General features: G+C 64.7%; 18 protein-coding genes. 5 read left to right on the forward strand and 13 right to left on the reverse strand.

Annotated features, from left to right (window positions below; all coding sequences use genetic code 11):
* The first annotated feature begins 177 nt into the window (after positions 1 to 177).
* Positions 178 to 4,263: an FtsK/SpoIIIE domain-containing protein gene (locus ASG79_RS02175; RefSeq protein WP_056388075.1), complete on the forward strand. Its 4,086-nt coding sequence runs from the start codon at positions 178 to 180 to the stop codon at positions 4,261 to 4,263.
* Positions 4,264 to 4,324: 61 nt separating this feature from the next.
* Here the strand turns inward: ASG79_RS02175 and ASG79_RS02180 are convergent, their stop codons facing one another.
* Positions 4,325 to 4,717, reverse strand: a complete 393-nt coding sequence (locus ASG79_RS02180) for a hypothetical protein (RefSeq protein ID WP_156400149.1) — start codon at positions 4,715 to 4,717, stop codon at positions 4,325 to 4,327.
* A 325-nt stretch (positions 4,718 to 5,042) separates the two neighbouring features.
* Between ASG79_RS02180 and ASG79_RS02185 the strand changes: the two genes are divergently transcribed.
* Complete coding sequence (locus tag ASG79_RS02185; RefSeq protein ID WP_003804966.1) at positions 5,043 to 5,291, forward strand: WhiB family transcriptional regulator; 249 nt, start codon at positions 5,043 to 5,045, stop codon at positions 5,289 to 5,291.
* Positions 5,292 to 5,448: 157 nt separating this feature from the next.
* Here the strand turns inward: ASG79_RS02185 and ASG79_RS02190 are convergent, their stop codons facing one another.
* From ASG79_RS02190 to ASG79_RS02205, 4 genes are read right to left on the reverse strand one after another with little or no spacing between them, the layout of a single operon-like run.
* The gene (locus ASG79_RS02190; protein WP_018768501.1) at positions 5,449 to 6,915 is read right to left on the reverse strand and encodes a sensor histidine kinase; all 1,467 of its coding nucleotides are present in this window, start codon (positions 6,913 to 6,915) and stop codon (positions 5,449 to 5,451) included.
* A 27-nt stretch (positions 6,916 to 6,942) separates the two neighbouring features.
* Entirely contained in the window at positions 6,943 to 11,796 is a 4,854-nt protein-coding gene (locus tag ASG79_RS02195; protein WP_056388080.1) for an NAD-glutamate dehydrogenase, read from the reverse strand.
* Between the two features lie 55 nt (positions 11,797 to 11,851).
* Positions 11,852 to 13,156: an AAA family ATPase gene (locus ASG79_RS02200; RefSeq protein ID WP_056388082.1), complete on the reverse strand. Its 1,305-nt coding sequence runs from the start codon at positions 13,154 to 13,156 to the stop codon at positions 11,852 to 11,854.
* Complete coding sequence (locus ASG79_RS02205) at positions 13,153 to 13,794, reverse strand: hypothetical protein (RefSeq protein WP_056388084.1); 642 nt, start codon at positions 13,792 to 13,794, stop codon at positions 13,153 to 13,155. Before ASG79_RS02205 ends, ASG79_RS02200 begins: the two co-directional genes overlap by 4 nt.
* A gap of 152 nt (positions 13,795 to 13,946) precedes the next feature.
* On the opposite strand from ASG79_RS02205, the gene ASG79_RS02210 reads away from it, so the two are divergent.
* Positions 13,947 to 14,162 carry a helix-turn-helix domain-containing protein gene (locus ASG79_RS02210; RefSeq protein ID WP_018768505.1) on the forward strand — a complete coding sequence of 72 codons (216 nt, stop codon included), beginning with the start codon at positions 13,947 to 13,949 and terminating at the stop codon, positions 14,160 to 14,162.
* Between the two features lie 5 nt (positions 14,163 to 14,167).
* Here the strand turns inward: ASG79_RS02210 and ASG79_RS02215 are convergent, their stop codons facing one another.
* Positions 14,168 to 14,737, reverse strand: a complete 570-nt coding sequence (locus tag ASG79_RS02215; RefSeq protein WP_018768506.1) for a hypothetical protein — start codon at positions 14,735 to 14,737, stop codon at positions 14,168 to 14,170.
* A 139-nt stretch (positions 14,738 to 14,876) separates the two neighbouring features.
* Here ASG79_RS02215 and ASG79_RS02220 point away from each other — a divergent pair, with 139 nt between their 5' ends.
* Both ASG79_RS02220 and ASG79_RS02225 read left to right on the forward strand, forming a co-directional pair.
* The gene (locus tag ASG79_RS02220; protein WP_056388086.1) at positions 14,877 to 15,779 is read left to right on the forward strand and encodes a LysM peptidoglycan-binding domain-containing protein; all 903 of its coding nucleotides are present in this window, start codon (positions 14,877 to 14,879) and stop codon (positions 15,777 to 15,779) included.
* Between the two features lie 104 nt (positions 15,780 to 15,883).
* Positions 15,884 to 16,387, forward strand: a complete 504-nt coding sequence (locus tag ASG79_RS02225) for an Rv3235 family protein (protein WP_056388089.1) — start codon at positions 15,884 to 15,886, stop codon at positions 16,385 to 16,387.
* A gap of 116 nt (positions 16,388 to 16,503) precedes the next feature.
* On the opposite strand, the gene secA is transcribed toward ASG79_RS02225, so the two are convergent.
* From secA to mtrA, 7 genes are all read right to left on the reverse strand, one after another.
* Positions 16,504 to 19,245, reverse strand: a complete 2,742-nt coding sequence (gene secA / locus ASG79_RS02230; RefSeq protein ID WP_056388091.1) for a preprotein translocase subunit SecA — start codon at positions 19,243 to 19,245, stop codon at positions 16,504 to 16,506.
* A 100-nt stretch (positions 19,246 to 19,345) separates the two neighbouring features.
* Positions 19,346 to 20,557, reverse strand: a complete 1,212-nt coding sequence (locus ASG79_RS02235) for a winged helix-turn-helix domain-containing protein (protein WP_056388093.1) — start codon at positions 20,555 to 20,557, stop codon at positions 19,346 to 19,348.
* A 32-nt stretch (positions 20,558 to 20,589) separates the two neighbouring features.
* Positions 20,590 to 21,315 (reverse strand): ribosome hibernation-promoting factor, HPF/YfiA family, encoded by a 726-nt coding sequence (gene hpf / locus ASG79_RS02240; protein WP_026265659.1) that lies wholly within the window; start codon positions 21,313 to 21,315, stop codon positions 20,590 to 20,592.
* Between the two features lie 144 nt (positions 21,316 to 21,459).
* Entirely contained in the window at positions 21,460 to 22,428 is a 969-nt protein-coding gene (locus tag ASG79_RS02245; protein ID WP_056388095.1) for a ComF family protein, read from the reverse strand.
* A 117-nt stretch (positions 22,429 to 22,545) separates the two neighbouring features.
* Complete coding sequence (locus ASG79_RS02250) at positions 22,546 to 24,261, reverse strand: LpqB family beta-propeller domain-containing protein (RefSeq protein ID WP_056388097.1); 1,716 nt, start codon at positions 24,259 to 24,261, stop codon at positions 22,546 to 22,548.
* Positions 24,258 to 26,030: an MtrAB system histidine kinase MtrB gene (gene mtrB, locus ASG79_RS02255; protein ID WP_235509711.1), complete on the reverse strand. Its 1,773-nt coding sequence runs from the start codon at positions 26,028 to 26,030 to the stop codon at positions 24,258 to 24,260. Before mtrB ends, ASG79_RS02250 begins: the two co-directional genes overlap by 4 nt.
* 127 nt (positions 26,031 to 26,157) lie before the next feature.
* Positions 26,158 to 26,832, reverse strand: a complete 675-nt coding sequence (gene mtrA, locus ASG79_RS02260) for an MtrAB system response regulator MtrA (RefSeq protein WP_018768515.1) — start codon at positions 26,830 to 26,832, stop codon at positions 26,158 to 26,160.
* Positions 26,833 to 26,986: the final 154 nt, after the last annotated feature.

The following is a 26,986-nucleotide window of genomic DNA, read 5'->3' on the forward strand; positions in this document are numbered from 1 at the left end:
AGTGACTGCAGGGCCCGTCGAATCAGCATTCCCGCTGTGACCCGGCACACGGAGTCCCGATGGGCAGGCGAAGGACCCCGTTATCCCAGTGCGGTTTATCCACATAGGCGCAGAAGCCAATGCCCCGCACTGAGCCCGGTGGCTAGCGTGGGTCCATGCACGAGGGACCAACTACCCATGACGCTTAATTGCACTCTGGTGGGCGGACCGGGATCACCGCGTGCCCAGCCACCCGTGGAACTGTCCATTGATGCACCGGCCGGCACGGCAGGGTACGTCATTCACGAACAGTTGGTCCGGAAGTACGGTGCGGGCTCAGTCAGAGTGGACGGGCAGGATCTGCGTTCCCTGGTCCTCGGCGTGCCGCCGCTCGTAGAGGCGGCAATCCTTGTCGACGGCGGCACCCCACCTTCGAGCAGGCGGCCACGGCGCCCGCCAATTGCCGATGCCGTCCCTCCCCTGGTCCTCGCCATCGACAGCGGAGCAGCATCGGGAACCGTTGTGCCATTACGGCGTGGCACCTACACCATCGGTCGAAGCGGCACACGGATTGTCATCCCGGACCCGGAGTTGTCCCGTGAACATGCCAGTGTGGTGGTCACTGACACGGAGATCATATTGGTTGACCTGGACAGCGCCAACGGGACATATGTCGACGGCCAAAGGATACGGAACACGGTTATCTCAACGGACTCAACCATCAGGTGCGGTCAATCGAACCTATCGCTGGTGTTTGCAGATGTGCCCCATAGAGTCCTCTCGGAAGCAGGAAAGTCGGTGGCGGAACCTATCGTGGTGTCCGGCCGCCCTGATCCAGGAAACCGCGCGGCACTCCTTCTGACCGCGATTCTCCCACTGGCACTTGGGGTACTGCTGGCCTTTCTCACCGGCATGTGGATGTTTCTGGCCTTTTCCGCGGTTTCGGTGTTTTCGGTCCTGGTGCCCGCGGTCAGCGGACGGCGGCACAGGCGGGACCTGTCCGCGGCCCTGAAGTCGGCTGTTGAAGATGACAGGGAACGCCGACGACGGTGCGCCCCTTCCCTGTCCATCGTTGCTCTTGCGGCCCGGCGGACTGAAGGGACGTCCAGCCCGGTTCCCCCCGGCGACGGGGTGTGGCTGCGGCTGGGACAGGCAGAACAGCCGGCCAATGTCAGGATCGAACCGCCCGGTGCTGCCGCGACCATCCCACGGGCAGGAATCGTCCCCGTCGTTCTGGACCCGGACGTCCCGCTCACCACCCTGGGCGGCCCGCGCTTTGCCACCGATGGCACCCTCCGCTCCCTTCTCATGCAACTTGCGGCATACCCGCGCACGGGCACGATGAATGTCGTCGTCCACGGGCTGCCGGAAGCCCTACCCCTCGCAGCCCGGTATCTCAGCAGAGTGACGCTCACTGCAACATTGTCCGCCGCCCTTAATGCAGTGGACGGCAGCGAGCAACAGGGCTGCGGGCGGGGAGTCCTTTTGATCCGGGGGGATAACTCCGGAGCGGTGGTGGAAAAGTCGCTCCGGGAAGCAGCGCTCCAGCGGGGGTGGCAGGTTCTTCACTTCCTGCCTGAAGACGGCGATTGGCCTGCACCTGACGTCCTCCTGTCCGAGCGTGCATCAACCGTGGTGCAGAACCACCGCGGTACTGTGTTTGTCCCTGACCTGGTCCCGGACGAAGTCTTTACGGCTTTCTGCCGGCACCTCGCCGGTGCCCTGATTCGTGACAAGGAACAGGCCAAGACCGTTCCCGCTTCCTGCAGCCTTGACGAAGTCCTGCCACTGACGCTCGCGGCTACCGCAAGCAGATGGGACTGCAGCGCCCGAAACATCGGATTGCCCGTACCCTTGGGCGTTTGCAGGTCGGGAACGAAGACCTTCGACCTCCTGGCCGACGGTCCGCACCTCGTGGTGGCAGGCACCACAGGCTCAGGGAAGTCGGAACTGCTCCGGAGCATGGCCCTGGCGCTGGCCTTGTCCTATCCGCCGGACCGGGTCAACTTCTTCTTCATCGATTTCAAGGGCGGTTCAGGTCTTGGTCCGCTCAGCGGGCTCTTTCATTGCGTGGGACTGCAGACGGATCTTTCCGATTCCGAGATGGAGCGGACACTGACATCGCTTCGCGCCGAAGTGAGGCTGCGGGAGAGCTGCCTCGCCGCGGCCCGCGTCCCTGACGTCTCCACGTACCGCTCCGCACCGGCGGCCAAGGATTTTGTGCTCCCCCACCTCGTCATCGTCATCGATGAGTTCAGGATGCTGGTTGACGACGCGCCGGAAGTTCTTCGTGAGCTGCTGCGGATAGCATCGATCGGACGGTCACTGGGCATCCACTTGATCATGGCCACTCAGAGGCCGCAGGGAGCGTTGACAGCTGACATCCGTGCAAACGTCACCTCGAGCATTGCACTTCGCGTGCAGTCCGACATGGAATCTGTCGACATCGTCAATTCCAGGGACGCTTCGGCCATCAGTGTTAGTACCCCCGGCCGCGCCTTCCTGGCGCGCGGAACGGAGCCGGCCGAGGAGTTCCAGGCCGCGTCCCTGTCGTCAGTCTCCGATCGCAAACAGCCAAGTGCCGTTTCTGTCCAGCGGACAATGGACTATCTCGCCTGCCAGGCAGCCGAACCAGGCGACAGACGAGCCCCTGCACCCACCCCCGCACAGGCAGTGGAACCGCTGGCAGCCTTGGTGAGGAGTCTGTGCGCTGCCCAGCAGAAACCAGCACCGAGAAGGCCTGTCGCACCTCCACTGCCGACTGAACTGGAAAAGCCCGACCCGAACGCGCCATCCTCGGATTCGGGAACCGCTGACTCACTGGCCCTGGAACCCGTGGCTGTGGCGGGCCAGATCTGCCTCGGCCTGATGGATGTTCCCGAGCAACAAGAACTTCAGCCCCTTCTGTGGAGCCATGCCAAGCACGGTCACGCAGCCTTCATTGGCAGTCCAACTTCCGGGGCCGGATCGGCACTGGAATTGACTGTCCATGAACTAATGGCCAGTCCTGATGGAGCCCATTTCTATGTCCTGGACGCGGACGGGAGTCTTTGCCCGCTGGCAGGTGAAGCACGGGTGGGCGCCCACGCCGCCTTGCACGATCTGCGGCGTGGAGTGCGCATCCTGGAGCGGCTCGTCCGTGAACTGGGGCAGCGGTTGAGTCAACCCGCCTCCAATCCGGTACCTCTCGTCCTCGTCATCATCGGCTGGGGATCCTGGGTTTCGGCATTCCGGTCCGGACCGCTGGCCTGGGCGGAAGATCTGGTTCTGGACCTCGTGCGCGACGGCGCCAGGGCAGGGATAACGCTCCTGGTCCATGGGGAGCGGGAGCTTGTCACCGCCAGGTTCTTTGGTGCGCTTCCCAATCGTTTCTTTTTTCCAGCCTGCTCCACCGAGGAGAACCGCGCCCTGTGGCCGCGGATGCCTGCCGTTCCGGCCGTCAAGGGCAGGGCTGTAGCCTTCGGCCCTGTCTCGGGCGGCAACCCCGTTGCCTGCCAGTTCTACCGCACCCCCGATCTGCAGGCTGGCACAGGCCGGAGAGGCGCCGGATATCCGCCAGCCGCATCGACTCCATTCCGCATTGAACCCCTCCCCGAGAAAATCACGGTCCGGCAGATCGCAGCGGTCATGTCGGCGGCGGGGACACCCCACCGAGCCCTGCGGTCCCCAGACCAGGACCCGCCTGGCGGTACGCACTGCTCCGAACTATCGGAACCGCCCCGCCGGCCACGCAACGTCATCCTGGGCGTAGCCGGAGACGAACCCGCTCCAGCGTCCTTGCGGATGCCTGGCAGCGGAGTCACCGCCATTCTTGGCAACCCGGGAAGCGGCAAAAGCAATACCCTGCTCGCGCTGGCAGCACTCAACCCGGGACAGCAGTGGTGCACGTGTCCGGTACCGGCAGAAGGCGCAGAAGATTTTTGGCGGGACGTGCTTATGCAGGCGGAGAGCGGGGGGCTTTCGCGGGAGACCGTACTGCTGGTTGACGACGTTGATCTGCTGGCCCTTCCGGCGCTGAGGGCTTTGGAGCGGCTGGCCGCTTTGGGCCACTCCCTGATGGTCACTGCTGCCTTCAGCCCAATGCTTTTCCAACGCGTTCCGCTGGTCATGAACGCAAGGGGCGCCGGCGCCGGACTTCTGCTGGGGCCACGTTCCCTGGCGGATGGCGACCTGTTTGGGATCAGGTTCGAAGTTGAGTCCAACGCTCCGCCGGGGCGTGGCGTCCTCATCTCCGGCGGGCGGTCCTGCCCCGTTCAGGTGGCCTGGGCGGGCGCGACAGGCTGAGCATGCCGGTTGCCCGTCGAACGCCGTCCCGCGGAGAGGCGGCCAGGGCCCGCGCTGCAGGTCAAAGTGCGGGCGGAGCACTTCCGGTTCGGGAGGCATGGTTGATCACGTTGTTGGAGAACAGGAGGACGATGGCGATAACAGCGGGTACCAGCATCGCCAACCCGGCAAGGACCAGGCCGCTGGTTATGGCGGGTACGCCTATGGTCAGGACGAACAGTTGGGCCACCAATGCGGCCGCCCGGGTCCAGCGATAGCCCCTGTACAAAAAGACGGACACGGCAAACAGCCACGCGGAGAAAGCAAGCAGGAGCCCCAAGGTGAAGACGGCACCCCAGAAGGACAGCACGGGGCTCCCGCTGAGCAGCTCGTAGGCGTACCACCCGGCGGCTGCCAGCAAAGCCGTCGCCTCTGCAGCAGAAACAATGGCCACCACCTTGGCCGCGGCCGGCACGGTTGCCGGACGATCGCCGGCCGAAGGGTCAGCACCGTCACGGGGCTCATCAGGAGAAGAGGGGGCGCCTGCTGGGTTTACCGGGGGTCTTGACACACTGGCACCCTACCGGACATAGTCGGACACTGGTGAGGGCGGGAGCCGACACTGTGATGCATCGCTCAGGTTTCAGCGGATATCAAGCGTTATTACCCCTTGTTTACACAGCGTTAACATGACAGGCTTGATGCAGATGACCAAGGGGGCCCTGAGGGCCCCTTTCCTTTGTAGCCACTAGTGAATAATTTCACAAAGGCATTTCCCAGAAATGGAGCAACTGATCAGCATGGATTGGCGTAACCGCGCAGCGTGCCTTGACAAGGACCCGGAACTGTTTTTCCCCGTTGGGAACACAGGACCTGCCCTCCTGCAGATCGAGGAAGCCAAGAGCGTCTGCCGCCGGTGCCCTGTCGTAGACACCTGCCTGCAGTGGGCCCTCGAGTCCGGCCAGGACGCCGGCGTATGGGGCGGCATGAGCGAAGACGAGCGCCGCGCGCTTAAACGGCGCGCCGCCCGCGCACGTCGCGCCTCCTAGGAAGGCACGGCACCGCAGGCCGGTCAGCATCGGGCCCAGCAACCGCAGAACAGAGGCCCCTGGACAATCCACATGGATCGTCCAGGGGCCTCTGTCTGTTCTACGGTGTCTGTATTACTCACCGTCCGGCCCTTGGATGTGGCCGGACCGGCACCCTCTACTTCCCGGCCAGGCTGAGCCGGATCTTGACCTCAGTCCCGCCGCCCTCGCGGCGCTCCCACGTGATGGTCCCGCCCAACTCGCTGGTGACAAGCGTGCGCACGATCTGAAGCCCGAGCCCCTCAACGTGCGGAGTCTGCGGAAGCCCCACCCCGTCATCGGCGATGGTCACAGTCAGTTCTTCGCCGTCGTCCCCTTCGGACCGGTCGGCAACAAGCCAGACTGTTCCTGCCCTTCCTTCAAGGCCATGCTCCACAGCGTTGGTCACCAGTTCGTTGATGACGAGGGCCAGCGGGGTGGCAAGATCGCTGGGAAGTTCACCGAAGGTCCCTGACCGTTCGGTCCGGACCTGCTGCGACGGGGAGGCCACCTCAGCAGACAGCCGGAACTGGCGCCCGATCAGTTCGTCGAAATCAACACTTTGCGTCAGGCCCTGCGACAATGTCTCGTGGACCAGCGCGATCGTGGCAACGCGCCGCATCGCCTGCTCCAGGCCCTGCTTCGCCTCATCGCTGACCATGCGCCTGGACTGCATCCGCAAGAGCGCAGCCACGGTCTGGAGATTGTTCTTGACCCGGTGGTGGATCTCCCGGATGGTGGCGTCCTTGGTCACCAGCTCCATTTCGCGTCGGCGCAACTCGGAGACGTCACGGCAGAGAACCAGGGCGCCGAACCGCTGCTGTTCGTCCCGGAGCGGAATGGCCCGCAGGGACAGGCTGACCCCGCGGGACTCGATCTCGCTGCGCCATGGCATGCGTCCGGTGACAACCAGCGGCAGGGTCTCATCGACCATGCGCCGGTCCTTGAGCAGGCCGGCGGTGACTTCGGCGAGCGAGCGCCCTTCCAGGGATTCGCCGTCACCCAGGCGCCGGAAGGCCGACACTCCGTTGGGACTGGCGTACTGGACCACGCCATCGGCATCCAGCCGGATGAGGCCGTCCCCTACGCGGGGCGCGCCCCGGCGGGAGCCGGTAGGTGAGGCGAAGTCGGGCCACAACCCAAGCGTGCCCATCCGCAGGAGGTCGTAGGCGCACTGGCGGTAGGTCAACTCCAGCCGTGACGGCATGCGTGAACTGGAGAGGTCCATATGGGTGGTGACTACCGCAAGGGTCCGGCCGTTGCGGACCATGGGGACGGCCTCCACCCGCAGCGCCATCTCGCTGTTCCAGTTCGTCTCGCTGGAGCGCTCAATGGACCGGGAGTTCCAGGCTTTGTCCACGAGCGGTTGCAGGTCTGACCGGATTCCCTCGCCGACAAAGTCGCTGTGGAACGCCGTGTGCGTGGTGGACGGGCGTACGTGCGCCAAAGCGATGTAGCCAAGCTCCGGGTGGGGGAACCAGAGCGCCAGGTCGGCGAACGCCAAGTCCGCGACCATCTGCCAGTCCCCCACCAGGAGGTGCAGCCATTCGGCATCGCCCGGCCCGAAATCAGCATGTTCCCTGATAGGGTCCGTAAAGATTGCCACTGCACCTCCATTTGCGACGCCGGATTGCTAGCGTCGGACGATTGACCTCAAGAGCCTCAATGCTACCGACAGCGAGGCCATGTCGTCGGCCTCGAGTGCATTCACCTCGTCGAACATGCTCTTTGCCCTGCCCAGCTGCTCGGCATTTTGTGCCTCCCAGTCCTTGAGCCGTGCATCGGGGGCGTCGGCGGCAGACGTAGCGTCCAGCACCGCCGTCGTCATGTCCGACACCGTTGAGTACAGATCGTCGCGCAGGGCAGCCCTTGCCAGCGCCTGCCACCGGTCCTGTCGGGGCAGGCTGCTGATCCGCTCCAGCAGCGAGTCGGCATGGAACCGGTTGAACACCGTGTAGTAGACGGCGGCGATCTGCTCCACCGGGTCTTTCCGGGTCCGGGCGATCTTTGCGATGTCCAGCAGCACGAAGCTCTCGAACAGTTCTGCCCAGCGCAGGGCAAGGCCTTCGGGCAGTTGCCACTCGCGGCCCTTCGCCAGCCATTCCGCCACCCGCTCGCGGTCGTCGCCGCGCAGGTAGTCCAGCAGCCGGGCCCGCATGGGATCCATGAGCGGCTTGAACTCGGCCACCACGTCGGCGATGGGGCGTGAAACGCTCTCCTGGCTCAGCAGCCACCGGACAGCCCGGTCCAGAAGCCGGCGGATGTCCAGGTGGACGGTGCTCCAGTGCTCCGTGGGGAACGAGGCAGGCAGGCTGTTCAGCTCGCCCACCATCGCATCCAGTTCGTACACCTCGCGCAGCGCCACGAATGCCTTGGCCACGGCCACTTCACTGGCCGAGGTTTCCTCCATGACGCGGAAGGCGAAGGTGATGCCGCCCAGGTTGATCATGTCGTTCGCCACCACGGTGGCGATAATCTCGCGGCGCAGGGGGTGGGTGTCCAGTTCCGCGTCGAAGCGTTCGCGCACCTGGTGCGGGAAGTAGGAACGCAGCGTCTGCCGGAACCACGGGTCATCGGCAAGGTCGCTGTCCCGCAGCGCCGAGGCAAGCTCGATCTTGGCGTAGGCGGCCAGCACCGAAAGCTCGGGAGAAGTCAGGCCCTGGCCTTGCTGCAGCCGGTCCCGGAGCATTGCCGTGCTGGGCAGCGCTTCCAGGTCGCGATTCAAGTCGGCGCTCTTCTCCAGCCAGTCCATGAGCCGCTCGTAGCTCGGGCTCCACTCCGCGACGCGGGTCCTGTCGTTCAGCAGCAGGATGTTCTGGTCGATGTTGTCTTCGAGGACCAGCCGGCCCACCTCATCGGTCATGGAGGCGAGGAAGTCGGCCCGCTCACCGGCCGGCAGTTTGCCAGCCGCAACCATCCGGTCAACGAAGATCTTGATGTTCACTTCGTGGTCCGAGCAGTCCACGCCGGCGGAGTTGTCGATCGCGTCCGTGTTGAGAATGACGCCCTGCAACGCTGCCTCGATACGTCCGCGCTGGGTCATGCCCAGGTTTCCGCCTTCACCCACCACCTTGACGCGCAGGTCCCGGCCGTTGACGCGGATGGCATCGTTGGCTTTGTCCCCCACGGATGCGTTGGATTCGGAACTCGCCTTGACGTAGGTACCGATACCGCCGTTGTAGAGAAGGTCGGCAGGCGCCAGCAGGATGGCACGCAGCAGCTCGGGAGGGCTGAGTTCAGTGGTGTCCGCCGGGAGCCCCAGCGCGGTCCGAACCTGCGTGGACACGGGAATGGACTTGGCCTGCCGGGCGAAGACCCCGCCGCCCTCACTGATCAGCGACTTGTCGTAGTCGTCCCACGAGGACCGGGGCAGCTCGAAAAGTCTCTGCCGCTCCGCAAACGAGGACTCCTCGTCCGGCTCCGGGTCCAGGAAGATGTGCCGGTGGTCGAAGGCAGCCAGAAGGCGGATGTGCCGGGACAGGAGCATCCCATTGCCAAACACGTCACCGGACATGTCCCCCACACCCACCACCGTGAACGGCTCGGTCTGGGTATCCAGGTCCAGCTCGCTGAAGTGCCGCTTGACCGATTCCCAGGCGCCGCGGGCCGTGATGCCCATGGCCTTGTGGTCGTACCCCACGGAGCCGCCGGAGGCGAAGGCGTCGCCAAGCCAGAAGCCGTACTCCGCGGAAAGGCTGTTGGCAATGTCTGAGAAAGTAGCCGTTCCCTTGTCCGCCGCGACCACCAGGTAGGAGTCGTCGTCGTCATGCCTGACAACGTTCGACGGCGGCACGAGCCGTTCGCCGCCGCCTTCCGTGAGAAGGTTGTCAGTTAGATCCAGCAGCCCACGGATGAACGTCTTGTAGCTTTCGACGCCCTCGGCCATCCAGGCGGCGCGGTCCGTGGCGGGATCGGGAAGCTGCTTGGCGAAGAAGCCGCCCTTGGCACCGGTTGGCACGATGACGGCGTTCTTGACCGTCTGCGCCTTCACCAGGCCCAGGACCTCCGTCCGGAAATCCTCCCGCCGGTCAGACCAGCGCAGTCCGCCACGCGCCACCTTGCCGAACCGAAGGTGCACACCCTCAACTCGTGGGGAGTAAACCCAAATTTCAAACATGGGCCGCGGGAAGGGCAGTCCTTCGATCCGCGCGGGATCCAGCTTGAAGCTCAGGTGCGGCTTGTCCTGGTAGAAGTTGGTGCGAAGCGTGGCCTCAATGAGGTTGACGAAGGTGCGCAGCACGCGGTCGGCGTCCAGCGTTGCCACCTTTTCGATGGATGCTGCCAGGTCCCGTCCCACGGAGGCCTGTGCCTCGGACCGGTCTCCGTCAGTCAAGGCCGGGTCAAAGCGGGCGGCAAAGAGCGCCGTGAGGCCCCTTGTCACGTTGGGGTTCGCGAGGAGCGTGTCCGCCATGAAGCCGAAGGAGCTGCTGTTGCCCATCTGGCGCATGTAACGGGCATAGGCGCGCAGTACGGTGATCTGCCGCCAGTGCAGGCCCTCCCTCAGCACCAGCCGGTCAAAGCTGTCCGATTCCGCAGCGCCGGTGACAGCCGCCCCGAAGGATTCCGCGAGAAGCTCTCCGGTTGACATCGGGTCCACGCCGGCCGGGTATTTTAAACCCAGGTCGTACAGGAAGAAGTCGCGGTGGTCTGCTGTTTCGATTTCAAACGGCCGTTCATCCAGGACCTCGAGTCCGAGATTATGGAAGTACGGCAAAATCTGGCTCAGGCTCTTGGGCTCCAACATGTAGAGCTTGACCCTTGCATCCTCTTCCAGGGTGGCGCCGGCCCCTTCTGGAAGGTACACGTGGACGCCCGGCCGTTCCTGCCGCGCGCCGGTGCTCCGCTCCGCGGCGGCCCCGTACTTTTCGAAACGCGCAATGTCCTCAAGCGCGTCCTCTACTTCGTAGTCCACGCGGTAGCTGGCCGGGAACGCTTCGGCCCAGACAGCGGCGAGTTCCTTGGCTTCGGTCGCATCCCGCCCTTCACGCAGGACTTCCGCGATGCCTTCACTCCATGACCTTGCGGCCCGGACCAGCCGCTTTTCCAGCTCATCGCTGTTGACGTGGCTGACGTCGGCATCCTTGGGCAGCCGAATACGGAAGAACAGCCTGGCGAGGGCGGACTCCGTCATACGGGCTTCGTAATCAATCGAGACCGCCTGGAACGTTTCCCGCAGTTCCTGTTCTATGCGAAGCCGGACGTTGGTGGTGTAACGGTCGCGCGGCAGGTAAACGACGGCGGACATGAACCGGCCGTAGATGTCCGGCCTCAGGAACAGGCGGGTACGCCGCCGTTCCTGCAGCTTCTGGATTCCCAGCGCGGTGGCGGCAAGGTCGGGAATTTCGATCTGGAAAAGTTCATCCCGGGGGTAGGTTTCGAGGATTCCCAGGAGGTCCTTGCCCGAGTGCGAGTCCGGCGGGAAACCCGCGCTCTGCAGCACGGCATCCACTTTCTCCCGGACAATGGGAATATCGCGGACGGAGCCGGCGTAGGCGCTGGTGGCGAAAAGACCGATGAAACGGCGCTCCCCGTTGACGTTGCCCGCGGCGTCGAAGCTTTTGATGCCGATGTAGTCCAGGTAGGCCGAGCGGTGGACGGTGGACCGTGAATTGGCCTTCGTGATGACCAGTGCACGCTTTTCGCGGGCCTTCTTACGGCCGGTATCAGTGAGGTGCTGGATGTGCGGGGAGTCGGCGGCCGCGCGCAGCAGCCCGAGGCCGCTGTCCTCGCGCAGTTCGAGGACGTCTTCGCCGTCCACGTTGAGAAGGTCGTACTCACGGTAGCCGAGGAACGTGAAGTTCCCTTCGTCAAGCCACCGCAGCAAGTCCTTGGCCTGCCGCAGTTCGGCAATCTGGGCGGGATTGGCCACCCGGTCCAGGCTTTCGGCGATTTCCAGGGCCTTTTGGCGCATTTTGGGCCAGTCTTCGACGGCGGCGCGCACATCTTTCAGCACGCGGGTCAGGCCGGCGAGCAGGGACGCCTTCACGTCGTCGGAGACGCGTTGGATTTCGACGGCGATCCACGACTCCATGTGCGACGCGTTCTCACCCTGCGCGATGAGGTGGGAGAGGTTTGGCATTGCCGCGGTATCCCCACTTGATATGCCCAAGTGCGCGGGGACCCTGTTCACCTTGACCAGTTCGCCCGTTTCCCGGTTCCTGGTGGCCACGAAAAGCGGGTGGACCACAAGCTTGATGGCGGCGTGCTGCCTGACCAGTTCTGAGTTCACGGAGTCGACAAGAAACGGCATGTCGTCGGTGACGACAAAGATGACGCTGCTGTCCTCTTCGTCGATGATCGAGATCTTCGCCTGCCCGGGCTGCCGTACTGATGCTGTCCGGCGGTGTTCCTCGGCCCGGGACTCCAGTACGTCGCGGGGGTAGCTTCGGGCATCCTCCTCAGCCAGGTGCTGGTAGTAGTCCCCCATGAAGCCTTCAAGGCTTTCAATGGAGAGGGGCTGGTCCTCCACACTGGATCCAGACGACATCGACAACGCCTCCATCAGAGATTCTCGCCGCACCTTTGCAGCTCTTATGGCGAGCCTAGTCCTTTGCCCTTCGCCGCGGTGTGGAAGAAAATACAGATGATTTGGACTTTCGCTGGTCGGGTGCACAAACCAGGTCCCGGATAGCGCGCCGGAGGGTCGATTCGGGCGACGCTTCGAGCAGCAGTGATCCGGCCAGGAGTGCGGCGTCGGCGGCGACAGGGTCGTAAGGCAGGAATGCCTTGAGGCTGGACGCGGGGCCGTACCGTTCCCACGCATCCCGCAGTTGGCGCTCGGGGGCCCTTCCCACGGACGACGAACGCACCTTGTTCATTACGACCGTGGGCGATGCCTGCGGGACTGCGCCCTCCAGCTCGGCAAGTGCACGGACCAGCCGTGGAACACCCACGGGATCAGCAGCGCCGACGGCATACACAGTGTCCGCCAGTTCCAGCGGACGCAGTGTCGCCGCGTTCCGTCGAGGCGCCGTGGTGTCAAAGCTCAGTTCCTCATCCGCCTCAAGGCAAAACCCGGTGTCCACCACCACAACATCGGCAATCTGCCGGGCCCGCTCAAGGACCAGTCCCAGGGCAGGGGCGCGGAGTTCCGTCCACCGATCGGCCCGGGTTATGCCGGTCAGCACCCGGAACGTCCCGGCCGTGGTGGCGACCGTGGCGGCCACCTTCCGCAATGCCTCGGCGTCCAGCAGGCCCTGGTCTGCAAGCCTGCACGCCTGGGCAAGCCCGGCTGACTCATCCAGGAGTCCCAGCACTGCCGCCACGCTGGCGCCGTACGTGTCGGCGTCGACCAGCAGGACTGACCGGCCGTCGGCGGCCATCTCACCGGCGATGTTCACAGCAACCGTTGTACGTCCCGGAGATCCGGCGGGACCCCAAACAACGATCAGCTGCCCGGCCCCGCGCCCCTCCTCGTCCACCGCCGGCACAACGGGATCCGTTGCCAGTGCAGCAGCGGTATCGGCGGGCGCGCTGAGGTTCGCCGGACGAAGCGCGCCGGTCAGCTGGGCGACGGCGTCCGCGATCCTGTCCGAAAGCTCCGCGGACTCAACGCCCGACAGCGCCGAAGCGACACCTATCGTGCGGAGTCTGGCTGCCTCCTCCGCGTTATCAGTCAGCGCGACGATCGCCACGCCAACAGCTCCAAGACGGTCAACCAGGGACGCGGTCAGCCCCTCTGAACCCTCTGCCACGACTGCTGCCCTCGCCAGCCCGCTCTGGCAGGCAGCAAGCAGTTCGGGAAGTTCAGCGCACCTGCGAACCACCGTGACCGGGCCGTGGAGTCTTTCGAGCCCGCCCACCAGGTCCTCGCGGCTCTGGCCGACGGTGACAACGGGAATGTTCATCGGGCGCCGCCCGGATTCCACACCACGGAGATCTTGGCCTCGTTTGCCTGGGCCCCCAGCAACGCAGGCATCTGCTTGTCCTCCACCAGGACCATCAGCACAGTGGTCTTTGACGATCCAAGAGCGGTGGATCCGGTGGAGACCTCTGCGATTTCCGCTCCGGGAAGGATCAGCCTGGGCTCGCTGAATCCATTCTTCGCATCCGGCTGTGCCACCCAGACGTCCACGCGGGCACCGGCAACTGCCTGTGACGGCAAGGTCTGCTCAACGCTGAGGGCGACGGGCTTCCGGTCCAGCCGATCCACCGTACCGAGGCTTGCCCTGGGAACCAGTTGGTCTTTTGCGATTCGTTGCATCGCGACCACGTCCTGGGGCAGGCCGGCCTCGACAGTGATGTAGTGCTGTTCGGCATCGCCCAGCCGGACCTTGGCGCGGACTACATTGTCGGGCGTCAGGCGCTCACCAACGGCTATGCCGTCCCGTGCGGCGTAGACCTCGGTGGTGCGGTCTGCACTTCCGACAAGGAAGACGACTCCGGCGACGGACACCAAGACCAGGAGAACGCCAACCAGCAGCCGGGGGTCTTTCCACGATGGACGCTTAAGCCGCGCTGCAGTGGCACTTGAATCAGGAACCATGCCGTTCTCCCCCCGGGTATACCGAACCTGTCCGCTCTGGCCGGACTCCTCATTGTTACCGCATGGCCCGGTGAACAAAAGTCATTTGTCTAAATGGCGCCAATCTGTGGATAACAGCCACAAAATGAGTCACTTGATGGCAAAATGGATACATGCCCAGGTTCCTCACACTCGCTGACGTCGCGGAGCAGCTCCAGATCAATTCCCCTGCCGCCTACGCCCTGGTCCGCAGCGGTGAGCTGAAGGCTATCCAGGTGGGTGGCCGCGGGCAATGGCGGGTCGAAGAGAAGATGCTGGAGCAGTACATCGAGGAACGCTACGCCGAGGCCAGCCGCATGATCCAGGAATCGCGCTCGAAGTCCGTCTGACGCCGCTAGCTCCCGCCGGGTTTGTATGACCTGATCATGGCCAGGGCCGTGAAAGGTATTGCTGAAACCTGGCCTACACTGTGACCCCTCCGGGGCTCCCCGGTATTGACCATGGCCAGGTCGATGTAGTCCCTGCCAACACGGTCGATCACGCCTGCCAGCCTGCTGGTCCCGGCTCCACCACCAATCGTTACCGAGAGCTCCGCCCGGTCGCGCGCCAGGCCACGCAGGGCATGCGCCAATCCGATCGACCGGCGGACCGGTGAAGTCTCCGCCAATGCGTGCCTGCCCAGGCCAACGTAGCGTGCCGCCGCCGCATAGGGGATGAGCACCTGGTGCTGGCCTTCATCCAGGACCAGTGCATCCGCTCCAGCATGCGTCAGTTCCCCGTGCACCGTTTCGCCGCAGATGAGCTGAACACCGATCCGGTACCCAACAGCGGCGCGCAACCTGCCCTCAAGGGGCAGGCTCACCATTTCTGCCCGCGCGCGCTCGTTGACCTCACTGTCCAGCGCCAGCCGCTCAGCCTCCGCAAGCTGGCTTTCCATGTCATTGAAGAGTGCATCCCAGCGCATTCCGCCAGCGTAGGGTCCCCCTGTCCGGCCCGTCAATGCGCCGTCTTTTTCATTCCAACGTATGGACAAATACTTTGATTGCGGTCCAAACTGATTCAAACATTAATAAACAGCATCAAACGCTATCAAAGGAGTACTAATGGATCGGGCAGACAAAATCCACTGGTCGGATGCCTGCATGGTCCTGGCCCTGTTAGTACTCGGCATTCTGCTCTGCTTCCTCGGAACGGGCCTGTTGTCCCAGTGGCAGGAATCCATGGCCCGGCACCAGGGCGAATCCGTGGACCTCCTCCTGGGTGGGACCACAGCGGCCACCGGCATTGGCCTTCTCCTCTGGTGGGGTGTCTCGATCCTGACCGCCGGGGCATCCGTTCTGCTGGAACGCCTGGGACGACGGCGGGCCGCAGCGGCCGCGCGGAGGCTCTCGCCCGCTTTCATGCGGAGGGCAGTTGTCGCGGCACTCTCAATACAACTTGCGTCAGGTGTCGCCGCACATGCGGCGGTCCTAAGCGCTCCCGGGCCCGAGTGGACGCCTACACAGGCACACGTGGCGTCGTCGGCTCCGTCAGACCCGGCGGCTCCCCAAGATGGTCCGCTGCCCAGGGTCAGCGACAGCCCGGGCGGTGTGCGCGTTAAAAACCCGCCTCTCCCGGTTGCAGCAGCGCCAGCCGGCCAGGAAGGGCCGTCGCCGGCAACGAATTCCATTGCGCCGCCAACCGTCACTCCGATCGACCCCGGTTGGCAGCCCGCTCCCCCTGTGGTGGAGCCCGGCCTGCTAGCCGGACCGGAAACCAGGACCGCGCCGGAGTGGGGCGGCAGTGGCCCTGGTGCCAATGGCAGGGGTGGCCCGGCAAAGGCAGTGACGGTCCTCGCGGGCGACACGCTGTGGGACATCGTAGCCACCCATTTGGGCCCGGAGGCATCGGATGTGGACATCGCCCTTGAATGGCCGCGCTGGTATGCCGCGAACCGTGCGCTGATCGGTGGAAGCCCGGATGTCCTGCTTCCAGGCCAGATACTCCAGGCGCCGGCAGCGTCGTAGCCGCTGCCAGTGACCCGGTCGCACCAATAACCGGTCAAAGCACCAACATCACGTCGAACCAGAAGCAAGCCTAATCACCAGTCACACCAACCAAGGGGAACGCCATGACCGCAGTGACACCTATCCGGGCCGTTGAAGGTCCGGCCGCCGAGTCCAGGCAAGGAGGTGCCGGTTCCGCAAAGCCGCTGCCTGTGTCGACGCCAACCCGCTCCGGCCAATCCACCGGGGCAACCCCTCCATCGCTGCGGCCAGTTAGCGAGGCTGCGGAGGTCAGGGCCATTACCCGCGGGACAGTTCAGGCTTCCATGGAGGTCCTGGCCGGTACCCGCCCCATCCAGCAGTTGGCGCGGCGCCTGGATCCGCGCTGCCTGGCATCGCTGCAGCACCGGGCAGCGCTGATCAGGCGCGAGCTCACCAGGACCGGCAATCCTGCATTGGCCCGGCTCCACCGGAATTCAACAGTCCGCTCCGTGCGGGTCTGTGAAGTGGCCGACGGAATCTATGAGGCCAGTGCTGTAGTGGTGGATGATGTGCGGGCCCGTGCCGTAGCTGTCCGGCTTGAGCGCAGCAAGCAGGTGTGGCGGGTTGTTGAACTTGTCATCGGCTGACCCGTCGAAATACCTGGGGCGTGCGGTGGTACGGAACAGGCGACGCGCAAACAGGGCAGGGACGCGTCCGTCCCTGCCCTGTTTGCCGCCGCCGGCGGGTACCTGCAGCTGTCCTGCTAGCGCTTCTTCTTTTTCGCGGGGCGTTTGGCTGCATCCTGGGCAGCTGCCTTGGCAGGATTACCGGAGCGACCGCTTCCGGCGCGCGTTTCCACGCGTGTCTGGGTTCCTCCACTTTCCGAGGGAGCCGTGTACTGCAGCTGCGCAGGCTTCTCGGGGGCTTCGAGGCCGGCGGCGTGAACCTGGGGGTCAACGTGCTCGGTATGCCCGCCGGCGGCATCCTGTACTACTACATCCTGGGCGGGGGTTACTTCCACCTCAAGGTTGTAGAGGAATCCAACGCTTTCCTCGCGGATGGCTTCCATCATGCTTTGGAACATGGCGAAGCCCTCGCGCTGGTACTCCACCAGCGGATCGCGCTGTGCCATGGCGCGCAGGCCAATCCCTTCCTTCAGGTAGTCCATCTCGTAGAGGTGTTCCTGCCATTTGCGTCCGATGACGGACAGGACCACCCTGCGCTCGAGCTCGCGCATGCTTTCGGAGCCGATGACCTCCTCGCGGGCCTGGTACACCAGGCGGGCGTCAGAGAGGATTTCCTCCTTCAGCAGCTCCACGGTGACCCTGGACTTGCCCCCGGCTTCCTCGATGATGTCTTCCGCCGAAACGCTGACCGGGTAGAGCGTCTTGAGGTTGGTCCACAGCTGGTGGAAGTCCCAGTCGTCACCGTTCCCTTCCGCCGTTGCGGCGTCGATCAGCGCCGTAATGGTGTCTTCGATGAAGAACTGCACCTTCTCGTGCAGGTCATCGCCCTCAAGGATGCGCCGGCGGTCGCTGTAAATCGCTTCGCGCTGACGGTTCAGGACGTCGTCGTACTTCAGCACGTTCTTGCGCTGCTCGGCGTTCCGGCCTTCCACCTGGCCCTGCGCGGACGCGATGGCACGCGAGACAAGCTTGGATTCGAGCGCGACGTCGTCCGGGACCGAGCTGTTCATCAGCCGTTCCGCGGCTCCCGAGTTGAAGAGCCGCATAAGGTCGTCTGTCAGCGAGAGGTAGAACCGGGATTCCCCGGGATCGCCCTGGCGGCCGGAACGGCCGCGGAGCTGGTTGTCGATGCGGCGTGACTCATGGCGCTCGGTGCCCAGGACATAGAGGCCCCCGAGGTCCAGGACTTCCTCGTGTTCGTCCTTCACGGACTGCTTGGCAGCTTCAAGTGCCGCAGGCCAGGCTGCCTCGTATTCTTCCGAGTTCTCCTCGGGGTCCAGCCCGCGCTTGGCAAGCTCGGCCACGGCGGTGAACTCCGCGTTGCCGCCGAGCATGATGTCGGTGCCGCGGCCGGCCATGTTGGTGGCCACGGTGACCGCGCCCTTCCGGCCCGCCTGGGCGACAATGGCGGCTTCGCGGGCGTGGTTCTTGGCGTTCAGGACTTCGTGCCGGATGCCTTCCTTGGCGAGCAGCTTGGACAGGTACTCGCTCTTCTCCACGCTGGTGGTGCCCACAAGGACAGGCTGGCCTTTTTCGTGGCGTTCGGCGATGTCCCGCACCACGGCGTCGAACTTGACAACCTCATTCTTGAACACGAGGTCCGGCTGGTCTATCCGCTGCATGTCCCGGTTGGTGGGGATGGCCACCACGCCGAGCTTGTAGGTGCTCATGAACTCGGCCGCCTCAGTCTCGGCGGTGCCGGTCATGCCGGAAAGCTTGTCATACATGCGGAAGTAGTTCTGCAGGGTGACTGTGGCAAGGGTCTGGTTTTCCGCCTTGATCTCGACGCCTTCCTTGGCCTCGATCGCCTGGTGCATGCCTTCGTTGTAGCGTCGCCCGGCCAGGATGCGGCCGGTGTGCTCGTCAACGATCAGGACTTCACCGTCCAGGATGACGTAGTCCTTGTCCCGCTTGAACAGTTCCTTGGCCTTGATGGCGTTATTCAGGAACCCAATCAGCGGGGTGTTCGCGGATTCGTAGAGGTTGGAGATGCCAAGGTAGTCCTCGACCTTTTCAATTCCGCTCTCCAGGACGCCGACGGTGCGCTTCTTTTCATCGACTTCGTAGTCTTTCTCCGGCTGCAGCCGGAGCACCACTTTGGCGAACTCGCTGTACCAGCGGTTGGTGTCCCCCTGGGCAGGGCCGGAGATGATGAGCGGCGTACGCGCTTCATCGATAAGGATGGAGTCGACTTCGTCGACGATGGCGAAGTTGTGGCCGCGCTGGACCAATTCGTTCCGGTCCCAGGCCATGTTGTCGCGCAGGTAGTCGAACCCGAACTCGTTGTTGGTTCCATAGGTGATGTCCGCGGCGTACTGCTGGCGGCGCACGGCAGGATCCTGGTTGGCGAGGATGACGCCGCTGGTCAGGCCGAGGAAGCGGTAGACACGGCCCATGAGTTCGGACTGGTATTCGGCCAGGTAATCGTTGACGGTGACCACGTGGACACCCTTGCCGGTGAGTGCGTTCAGGTAGGCGGGAGCGGTCGCCACCAGGGTCTTGCCTTCACCGGTTTTCATTTCAGCGATGTTCCCCAAATGCAGGGCAGCGCCGCCCATCAGCTGGACATCGAAGTGGCGCATCCCCAGGGTCCGCGAGGACGCTTCGCGCACGGCGGCAAAAGCCTCCGGAAGCAGGTCTTCGAGCTTTTCACCGTCCTGGTGGCGTTCGCGGAGACGGTCAGTCTCCTCACGCAACTCTGCGTCGGTAAAGGTCTTGAATGAGTCTTCGAGGGCGTTGATGGAATCGGCATAGTTCCGCAGCTGCCGGAGTGTTTTCTTGTCACCCGTGCGGAGAATTTTTTCGATAAGTGATGCCACGTGAAGATGCTCCCAGTCTGATGCCGCCGAATTCTGGCGTGTTCAGTCTACGGGAGAGACACGCGGCCGGTGCCCCCTTTTCCCTGAGAGCGGATACTCCTTACAGCCGTGCCAGCTCATGGGCAAGCCTTGCAGCGAGGTCTCCTGCCGGCCCCACTTCCACATCCGGCAGGCCAAGCCACTGGCTCATCAGCCTCAGCTCGGCAGCGAGTTCGACGGCGGTGTCCGCGGGTGCGTCCGGCTCGGCAAAGGCGGCTCTCACCAGCAGACGGCCACCCGTCCGGTCCGCCTTCAAGTCAACCCTGGCCACCATCCTGTCGCGCAGCAGGAACGGCAGGACGTAATAGCCGTAGCGCCGTTTGGGCTCCGGGGTGTAGATCTCGATCCGGTAATGGAAGCCGAACAGTTCCAGCAGGCGCCGGCGTTCAAAGACCATGGAATCAAACGGGCTCAACAGGGCCCGGCCGGTGGCACGCCGCGGCAGTACAGCCTCGACATGCCGGAACACGTCCCTCCCCCACCCCGGCACGTTGACCGGTTCCAGCCTGCCCTGCTCCACCAAGTGCGCAACGGCGAGCGCCGTTGCCTTGACGGGCGTCCGGAAGTAGTCGGCGAAGCAGCGGATGCTTCCGATCCCATGCGCCCGGGCCGCCGCTTCGGTCAGCCGGCGGAGCGCAGCTGTTGGGTCGACTTCCCCTCCTGCTTCGGCAGGGCGTGGGAGGACTTTGGCTGTCAGCGTGTACCTGCGCTCGAATTGCCCGGTCCTCGAGGCTGCCGATACCAACCCTTCTTCGAAGAGGTGTTCAAGGACCCGTTTCACCGCGTTCCAGTTCCACCCCCAGTCGGTTGTCTGTTTTTCCTCAACGTGGCCAATCCGGGCGGTCAGTTCGGAGGCCGTCATGGGCCGGGACCTGGCCAGGACCGCCAGGATCCGGTCTGCGACGTCGTTGCGGAGCCCGGGATCCAGCCGGGAGGCGCCCACCCAGGAGCGCTTTTGCCACAGCAGCAGATCCTGGTAATGCTCCGGCCGGATGTAGCTTGCTTCGTGTGCCCAGTACTCCAGCATCCGGCGGGGGTGGCTGGCAGACATGCGCTGCAGGATGTCCCGGTCATAGTTGCCAAGGCGGGAATAGAAGGGCAGGAAATGGCTGCGGACCAGGACGTTCACGGAGTCGATCTGGACGAGCTGGAGGCGGGCAAAAGTACGGCCCACCGCCCGTGATGTCACGGGGCCGGTGGGCCGTTCTTTATGGAGTCCCTGCGCTGCCAATGCGATCCGCCGTGCCTGGTGAAGGCTCAGCGTTGCTGACAATTCAGTCCTCTCTGCTGGTGGTTTGGTCCACCCTAAGCGTTGGCGGCGGCGTCGTCGGAGCGGTAGGCAAGAATCTTTTCCTCCACCACGGTGTCTCCCGGCTCGCATTCATGGTCCAGCGTAATGACCCCATAGGTCCAGCCACGGCGGCGGTACACGACGGAGGGCGTGTTGGTCGCTTTGTCCACGAAGAGATAGAAGTCGTGGCCCACAAGCTCCATATTGTCTACGGCGTCGTCGAGGGAGAGGGATGCGGCGGGAAAGACCTTGCGCCGGATCAGCACCGGTGAGTTTCCGGCCGGGATGTCGTTGTCAACATCGTACGGCGATTTGTCTTCGGGGGCTGCCACCGCTTCATTCCGGTGGTTGGCCTCAAGATACAGCGGTTCATGGGCACTGGCGGGCTCGAGTGAGGCGGTGGCCTCACGGACAGCCTTGGGAGTGTGGCGGCCGTGGTGGACCTTCTTGCGGTCCTTGGCCCGCCGGAGCCGCTCAAGCAGTTTGTTATAGGCGAGGTCAAAGGCGGCAAACTTGTCTGCAGCGCTTGCTTCGGCACGGATTACGGGTCCGCGGCCCAGGACTGTCACCTCGACGGTCAGCTGGTCGCCGGTCTGCCGGGCATTGGTCTCCTTGGAGACTTTCGCGTCGACCCGCTGGACTTTGTCGCCCAGCGATTCAATTTTCGCGATCTTTTCCCCGGCATACTCGCGGAACCGGTCTGAAACTGTCAGATTTCGTCCGCTGATCATAAACTCCATGGTGCCCTCCAAATGACTTCGGTGACACGACGGCGGCGCTTCCCTGGGCCGGGCTGTGTGACAGTCGAGCCCCTCTCCGAGCCGCCATCGAAAGGTACATTCTGTTCTTGGTACCCACCTCAGACGTTAGTTCATAGCCACCCGTTATTCATCCTTTCCCGGTTTATTTTTTTCTAAGTCATGCGGGCTTTCACGCAGGGCGGCGGCCCGGCAGCCCGGCTGCTGGGTATCGGGCGGGCGTGTCGCGGCAAGCACGACGGCGCCCCTCACCACAGCGCCGGCCAGGTGCAGTGCGCGGGCTGCTTCGCCCACCGTGGCGCCGGTTGTGAGGACGTCATCAATGATGATGCAGGGGCGCCCTGCCACCTTTGCCCGGGCCCCGGGCTTGACCCGCATGGACCCCCGGACGCGCTGGGAACGGGCTCCCCTCCCCAGGCCTTTTTGGCCGGCCACACCTCTTCCGCTGCCGGATCCGCGGGTGCCGGGGAGGACGGGGCCAGGCCTTGGAGTCTTGCCCAGCACATCCGCGACGTCGAGCCCTGGATGCTGCCGGCCCGCCGACTTCAGGAGCAGGTGGACCGGGCTGAAGCCCCGGCTGACGTAGGCCGGCGTGCTGGTGGGCACGGGGACCAGGAGGCATCGGCTGGGGCCAGGGACGGCGGCCCTGACTGCACCTGCGAGCGCCCGGCCAAGGCTTCTGCCAAGCTGAGGCTGGCCGTGCCGTTTGAACGACAGCAGTCCCTGCGCCAGCTCGTCCCGGTACACCCCCGCTGCCACGACGGGAAGCACGACGGAGCCGGCGACATCCATAAGGGCCGGAGCTCCGCTTTCGGCCCGGAATGGCTGCCTGGTCAGCTGGCGGATGCGGCTGGCACAGGATGGGCACAGGGTGCTGTCTTCGGCCCCGCAGCAGACACAGTCCACAGGGACGGCCAGGGCGAGCAGATCCGCCACGGCGCCGGCCAGCCAGTCGGCAAGGCGAAGGAGGGCGGCCGCGTGTTCACCCCGGTGCAGCGCCGCCCATGGCGGGGGCGGTTGAAGGTCCGGATCCACCCTCCGGGTCCCCCGGTGGCCGGAACCGGCCGCGCCGTTCCTGCGGATGAGCCGTTTCATGGTTCCACTGTCGCCTGAAGCCCAGTCACAGTTGGAGGGCCAGCCCGGGCTATGTGCATAAGGCAGGCCCCATCGGGACGGCGGAGGCAGAACCTGGCGATGCCGCCAACAGGGGTGTCAGCCGGGAAACGCGGGGTCGATAGGGCCCTTGATCTGCGGGGACCAGCCATTGCCGAGGCGCTGGAAGATCCCTTCCCCGGACTGGACATAAATGTCGTCGGCGCCATTCCCGGCACTGATGGCTACCAGGCCCGGCCACGGGGCAAGCTGCTGCGGCTGGCCGGAGGTGAGGGACAGCAGCTCCGGTGTGACGTTGGAACCCGAAGCCCCCTTCATCACGGCAACGGTAATGCCATTCACCCACACCCCTTGATCAGGGTCGGTGCCGGATACCAGGGTGACGGGCGCGGTCAGTTCGCGCGGCGTACCGTCGGCGGCGCGGATCATGCCTGTCACCTGCACCTTGGACTTCCCGTTCTGTTCGGATATGACCAGGGCGCGCACACCGTCGCGTGAGACGCGGAATTCCTTGACCGTGCGGCCGGCAAGCCAGGAGGGTGCCAGCGTCACGGACGGAACGGCGGCGCCCTCTGCCACTCCGGTGGGATGGAAAGCCACTACTTCCGTGGCTCCGGTGGCACCGGGTCCGGCCGTCCATACCCAGTCGGAGACACTGAAGGACGGGCGGGTGAGGGTGCTCCGGGTAGTCAAGGCGCGCGCAGGCTGGCCGGGATTGATGCTGTACAGCGTGGTGCGGCCTTCATTGAGGAAGGCAGCCGTCTGTGACACCGGGGATTCCGCCGGATAGCGGGGGTTGAGCGCAGACACCGGCTGCATGTCAGGCAACGGCGAGACGCGGTTGTTTTCATAGCGCACCAGTTCGTTGCCGCTGATGGCGATCTGGCGTGAGGGCACGGTCCTGTCCAGCACCGGAGGAAGAACGGACCCGTTGTCCTCCACCCGGACCAGGTCCTGGTTGGCACGGAGTTCAACATTGACCACGTCAGGCTGGCTGCGGAACGTCAGGGTCAGCTGCATCTGCATGCGGAGCCGGTCCTCCGCCGATGTTTCCGTCAGCTCCTTGGCTGTCAGGTCCACCTGTGCGGCCCCGGACACCACCGGCACGGATTCCCGGGCGAGCTTGATCCCGGAAGGGAAGGCACTGGCGACGGCGCCGCGCAGGTACGGGGCGGGCCCGGCCAGCAGGGCACTGGTCATTGCTTTGACCGTCTTGTTCTTCAGGAACCAGCGGACGTCCGGGATGGCATAGGTGAAGGTGGGGTCGTAAAAGTAGATGGGGTAGGCACCGTAGATCACCTTGAACGTTTCCTCGGCAATGGCGGTCCCGTCGGGAATCGCCGAAATCCGCCACTCTCCATCCACCTGGGTCACCGTCACCGGGATGCGCTCCACGGTTCCCGGCGGCGACTGGGTGGCTATGCCGTCGGCGTCCACCGTGTAGGACACATCGAGCTCGTAGTTGAAGACGTTTTCCGTGCCCGTGGGCACAACGCGCGCCTCCCGGTATACCAGCGCGCGTTTGTCCGGTTTCCAGGACACAGCCGAGGCCTGCGTCAGGTACTGGCGGGCCACCGCATAGTCGTCCTCGTAGCCACTGCCTGCCCGGTAGAAGTAGTCGATGATGGTCTCGGGTGATGCCCCGGGCTGCGGCGCTGCCGGGAGGAACACGGGAGCGCTGACGTTGCCGGCGCTGCTTTCGCTGCTTTTTCCCACCGGACCGGACGTGGGGATCCGTGCGCAGCCGGACAAGAGGACGATCAGCAGGGCAAGCAGTGCCGCCGGGTACTTCGCCAGGCGCACGGTGGCCCTCATGGTGTCTCCTCGGGCGCGCGCACCGGAGCAGGCCGGGCCGCTCCCGCCTGCAGCACCAGCATGTTTTTGTAGTCCTGTTCCGCGGGAACGCTCCCCGGCGCTCCGGGATTGGTGACGTCCTTTGGCTCCAGCTGGACGGGCGACTCGCTGATGCCACCGTCCTGGCGCAAGGGAAGGGTCAAACGGAAGTTGGCGCCGTCGCCTTTCCTGCCCCAGGCCTGCAGCCAGCCGTGGTGCAGCTTCGTATCCTCCATGGCGATGGACAATCCCAGCCCGCTGCCGCCCGTGGTGCGTGCGCGGGCAGGGTCGGCTCGCCAGAACCTGTCGAAAACCCTGGCGGCCTGTGCCTGGTCCATCCCGATCCCGTGGTCGCGGACAGCAACGCCCACGGCAGTTTCATTGACCGCGACCGTGACGGCCACCGGCTTGCCCTCACCGTGCTCCACCGCGTTCAGGATCAGGTTCCGCAGGATCCTGTCGATGCGCCGGGCGTCCATCTCCACCACCACGGCGCCCTCGGGAGCGGTCAGGACAATCTCCGAACCGTATTCAGCCGCCACCGGCGCGGCGCCTTCAATGACGTGGGAGATCACTTGGAGAAGGTCCTCGGGTTCAGCATCCAGCACGGCCACACCGGCGTCGAAGCGGCTGATTTCGAGGAGGTCGGAGAGGAGGGACTGGAACCGCTCCACCTGGTTGTACAGGAGCTCTGCGGACCGCTTGTTGATGGGGTCGAAGTCATCGCGGGCGTCGTACAGGACCTCTGCCGCCATGCGCACGGTTGTGAGCGGCGTCCGGAGCTCGTGCGACACATCGGACACGAAGCGCTGCTGCATCTGGGAGAGCGTCGCCAGCTGGGTGATCTGCTCCTGCAGGCTGGCGGCCATGTGGTTGAAGGAAGCGCCAAGGCGGGCCACCTCGTCCTCCCCCTTGACCACCATGCGCTCCTGCAGCTGCCCGGCGGCGAGCTTCTCCGAGACCATCGCGGCATGGCTGACCGGGCTCACCACGTTGCGGGTGACGTACCAGGCGACAGCGCCGATCAGGAGGACCAGCACCGCACCGCCGGCCCACAGGACGCTTTGGATCTCGTTAAGCGTCTGCTGCGCTGTGTTCAGGTCGTAGATCAGGTAAAGCTCGTAGACAGTGCCGTTGAAGGTCACCTTGTTGCCGACCGCGATCCCCGGCCGGTCCTCGGTGCCCACGGGGATGACGGTGGAAGCCCAGTACTGGTCCTTCCCCGACTGCTGGACGGCCTTGCGCAGCTCAGGGGGAATGACGCTGACCGTCAGTTGGTCGGATGCCCGCGACTCAACCCACCGGTTGCGGGGCTTGGTCTGCTCCGGCATCGCCTCGAAGACGTACCGGCGCTGGATCACTGAACCCCGGCCCTCCACCGCGTTCAGGGTGTCGTAGACCAGGGTGATGACGCTGGACTGGTCGGTGACCTGGGCGCCGTCGAACGTTTCCTGGACCTGCTTGACGTTGTAGCGGGTCTCGGACTCCGCCTGCGTCAGCCGCTCCTGGAACAGGTTGTTGGCAATCTGGTTGGACAGATAGGCACCGACCACGGCGAACGAGGTCACCGCGAGCATCAGGGTGGTGAGAACGGTGCGGAATTGAATGGACCGGCGCCAGCGCCGCTGCAAGGCCCGCCCAAGGTACCGCAGACCGGGAAGGAAGCGCCGGACTCCCGTCCGGACGAGCCGGGCGACGCGGAGCGCCACAATCAGGGCACGCCGCTGCCAGATCCTTGCCCGGAACGCCATGTGCCGCAGCCCGGGAGTGGCGGCGTCGCCGGCTTCCGGCACGTCCTGGACGGCGCCGTCCTGTTTCACGGCATCCGCGGAGTCCGGGGTTGGGCGCTGATCCGGTTCCCCGTCCTGCGCGGCGGGGTCAGACCCCTGCTTTATAGCCGACACCACGCACCGTCAATACGACTTCCGGAGCTTCCGGGTCCTGCTCGATCTTGGACCGCAGGCGCTGGACATGGACGTTCACAAGCCGGGTGTCAGCGGCGTGCCGGTAGCCCCAGACCTGCTCCAGCAGCAGTTCCCGGGTAAAGACCTGCCAAGGCTTGCGGGCCAGCGCCACCAGGAGGTCGAACTCCAGCGGCGTCAGGGAGATCCGCTCATTGCCCCGGCTGACCGTGTGCCCGGCGACGTCGATGGTGATATCCGCGATGCGCAGCGTTTCGGGCGCTTTCTGGTCCCCCGGGCGAAGGCGGGCACGCACGCGTGCCACCAGCTCGGCAGGCTTGAACGGCTTAGGCACGTAGTCGTCAGCCCCGGATTCCAGCCCGCGGACGACGTCTGAGGTATCGGACTTGGCGGTCAGCATGACGATGGGCACGTCCGACTCGCCGCGGATCTGGCGGCAGACCTCGATGCCATCCATACCGGGAAGCATGAGATCGAGCAGGACCAGGTCCGGCCGCGATGACCGGAACACGTCCAGGGCCTGGGCGCCGTCGGCGCAAAAGACCGGCTCGAAGCCGTCATTACGGAGGACAATTCCAATCATCTCGGCCAGCGCTTCGTCATCATCTACCACCAGAATGCGTGCCTTCATAGCTATATATTCCCTTATCGGGATGGGTTTGTCCTGTTGAGCGGCTTCCGGCATGGCGGGGCACTAGGCCGTCCGGCGCCGGAACTATAGTCTTGGGGTCATGCCCCGCGTGGCCGGTGCGCCCTTTTGCCGGGTGCATTTCCGGCGCAGGAGC

The organism is Arthrobacter sp. Soil761, from assembly GCF_001428325.1.
Classification (GTDB): domain Bacteria; phylum Actinomycetota; class Actinomycetes; order Actinomycetales; family Micrococcaceae; genus Arthrobacter.

Excerpts from the sequence above, each read along its gene's own strand:
- ASG79_RS02175 (WP_056388075.1), top strand. The coding sequence starts at position 178 with ATGACGCTTAATTGCACTCTGGTGGGCGGACCGGGATCACCGCGTGCC.
- ASG79_RS02185 (WP_003804966.1), top strand. The coding sequence starts at position 5,043 with ATGGATTGGCGTAACCGCGCAGCGTGCCTTGACAAGGACCCGGAACTG.
- ASG79_RS02195 (WP_056388080.1), bottom strand. The coding sequence starts at position 11,796 with ATGTCGTCTGGATCCAGTGTGGAGGACCAGCCCCTCTCCATTGAAAGC.
- ASG79_RS02200 (WP_056388082.1), bottom strand. The coding sequence starts at position 13,156 with ATGAACATTCCCGTTGTCACCGTCGGCCAGAGCCGCGAGGACCTGGTG.
- ASG79_RS02205 (WP_056388084.1), bottom strand. The coding sequence starts at position 13,794 with ATGGTTCCTGATTCAAGTGCCACTGCAGCGCGGCTTAAGCGTCCATCG.
- ASG79_RS02210 (WP_018768505.1), top strand. The coding sequence starts at position 13,947 with ATGCCCAGGTTCCTCACACTCGCTGACGTCGCGGAGCAGCTCCAGATC.
- ASG79_RS02215 (WP_018768506.1), bottom strand. The coding sequence starts at position 14,737 with ATGCGCTGGGATGCACTCTTCAATGACATGGAAAGCCAGCTTGCGGAG.
- ASG79_RS02220 (WP_056388086.1), top strand. The coding sequence starts at position 14,877 with ATGGATCGGGCAGACAAAATCCACTGGTCGGATGCCTGCATGGTCCTG.
- ASG79_RS02225 (WP_056388089.1), top strand. The coding sequence starts at position 15,884 with ATGACCGCAGTGACACCTATCCGGGCCGTTGAAGGTCCGGCCGCCGAG.
- hpf (WP_026265659.1), bottom strand. The coding sequence starts at position 21,315 with ATGGAGTTTATGATCAGCGGACGAAATCTGACAGTTTCAGACCGGTTC.
- ASG79_RS02245 (WP_056388095.1), bottom strand. The coding sequence starts at position 22,428 with ATGAAACGGCTCATCCGCAGGAACGGCGCGGCCGGTTCCGGCCACCGG.
- ASG79_RS02250 (WP_056388097.1), bottom strand. The coding sequence starts at position 24,261 with ATGAGGGCCACCGTGCGCCTGGCGAAGTACCCGGCGGCACTGCTTGCC.
- mtrB (WP_235509711.1), bottom strand. The coding sequence starts at position 26,030 with ATGGCGTTCCGGGCAAGGATCTGGCAGCGGCGTGCCCTGATTGTGGCG.
- mtrA (WP_018768515.1), bottom strand. The coding sequence starts at position 26,832 with ATGAAGGCACGCATTCTGGTGGTAGATGATGACGAAGCGCTGGCCGAG.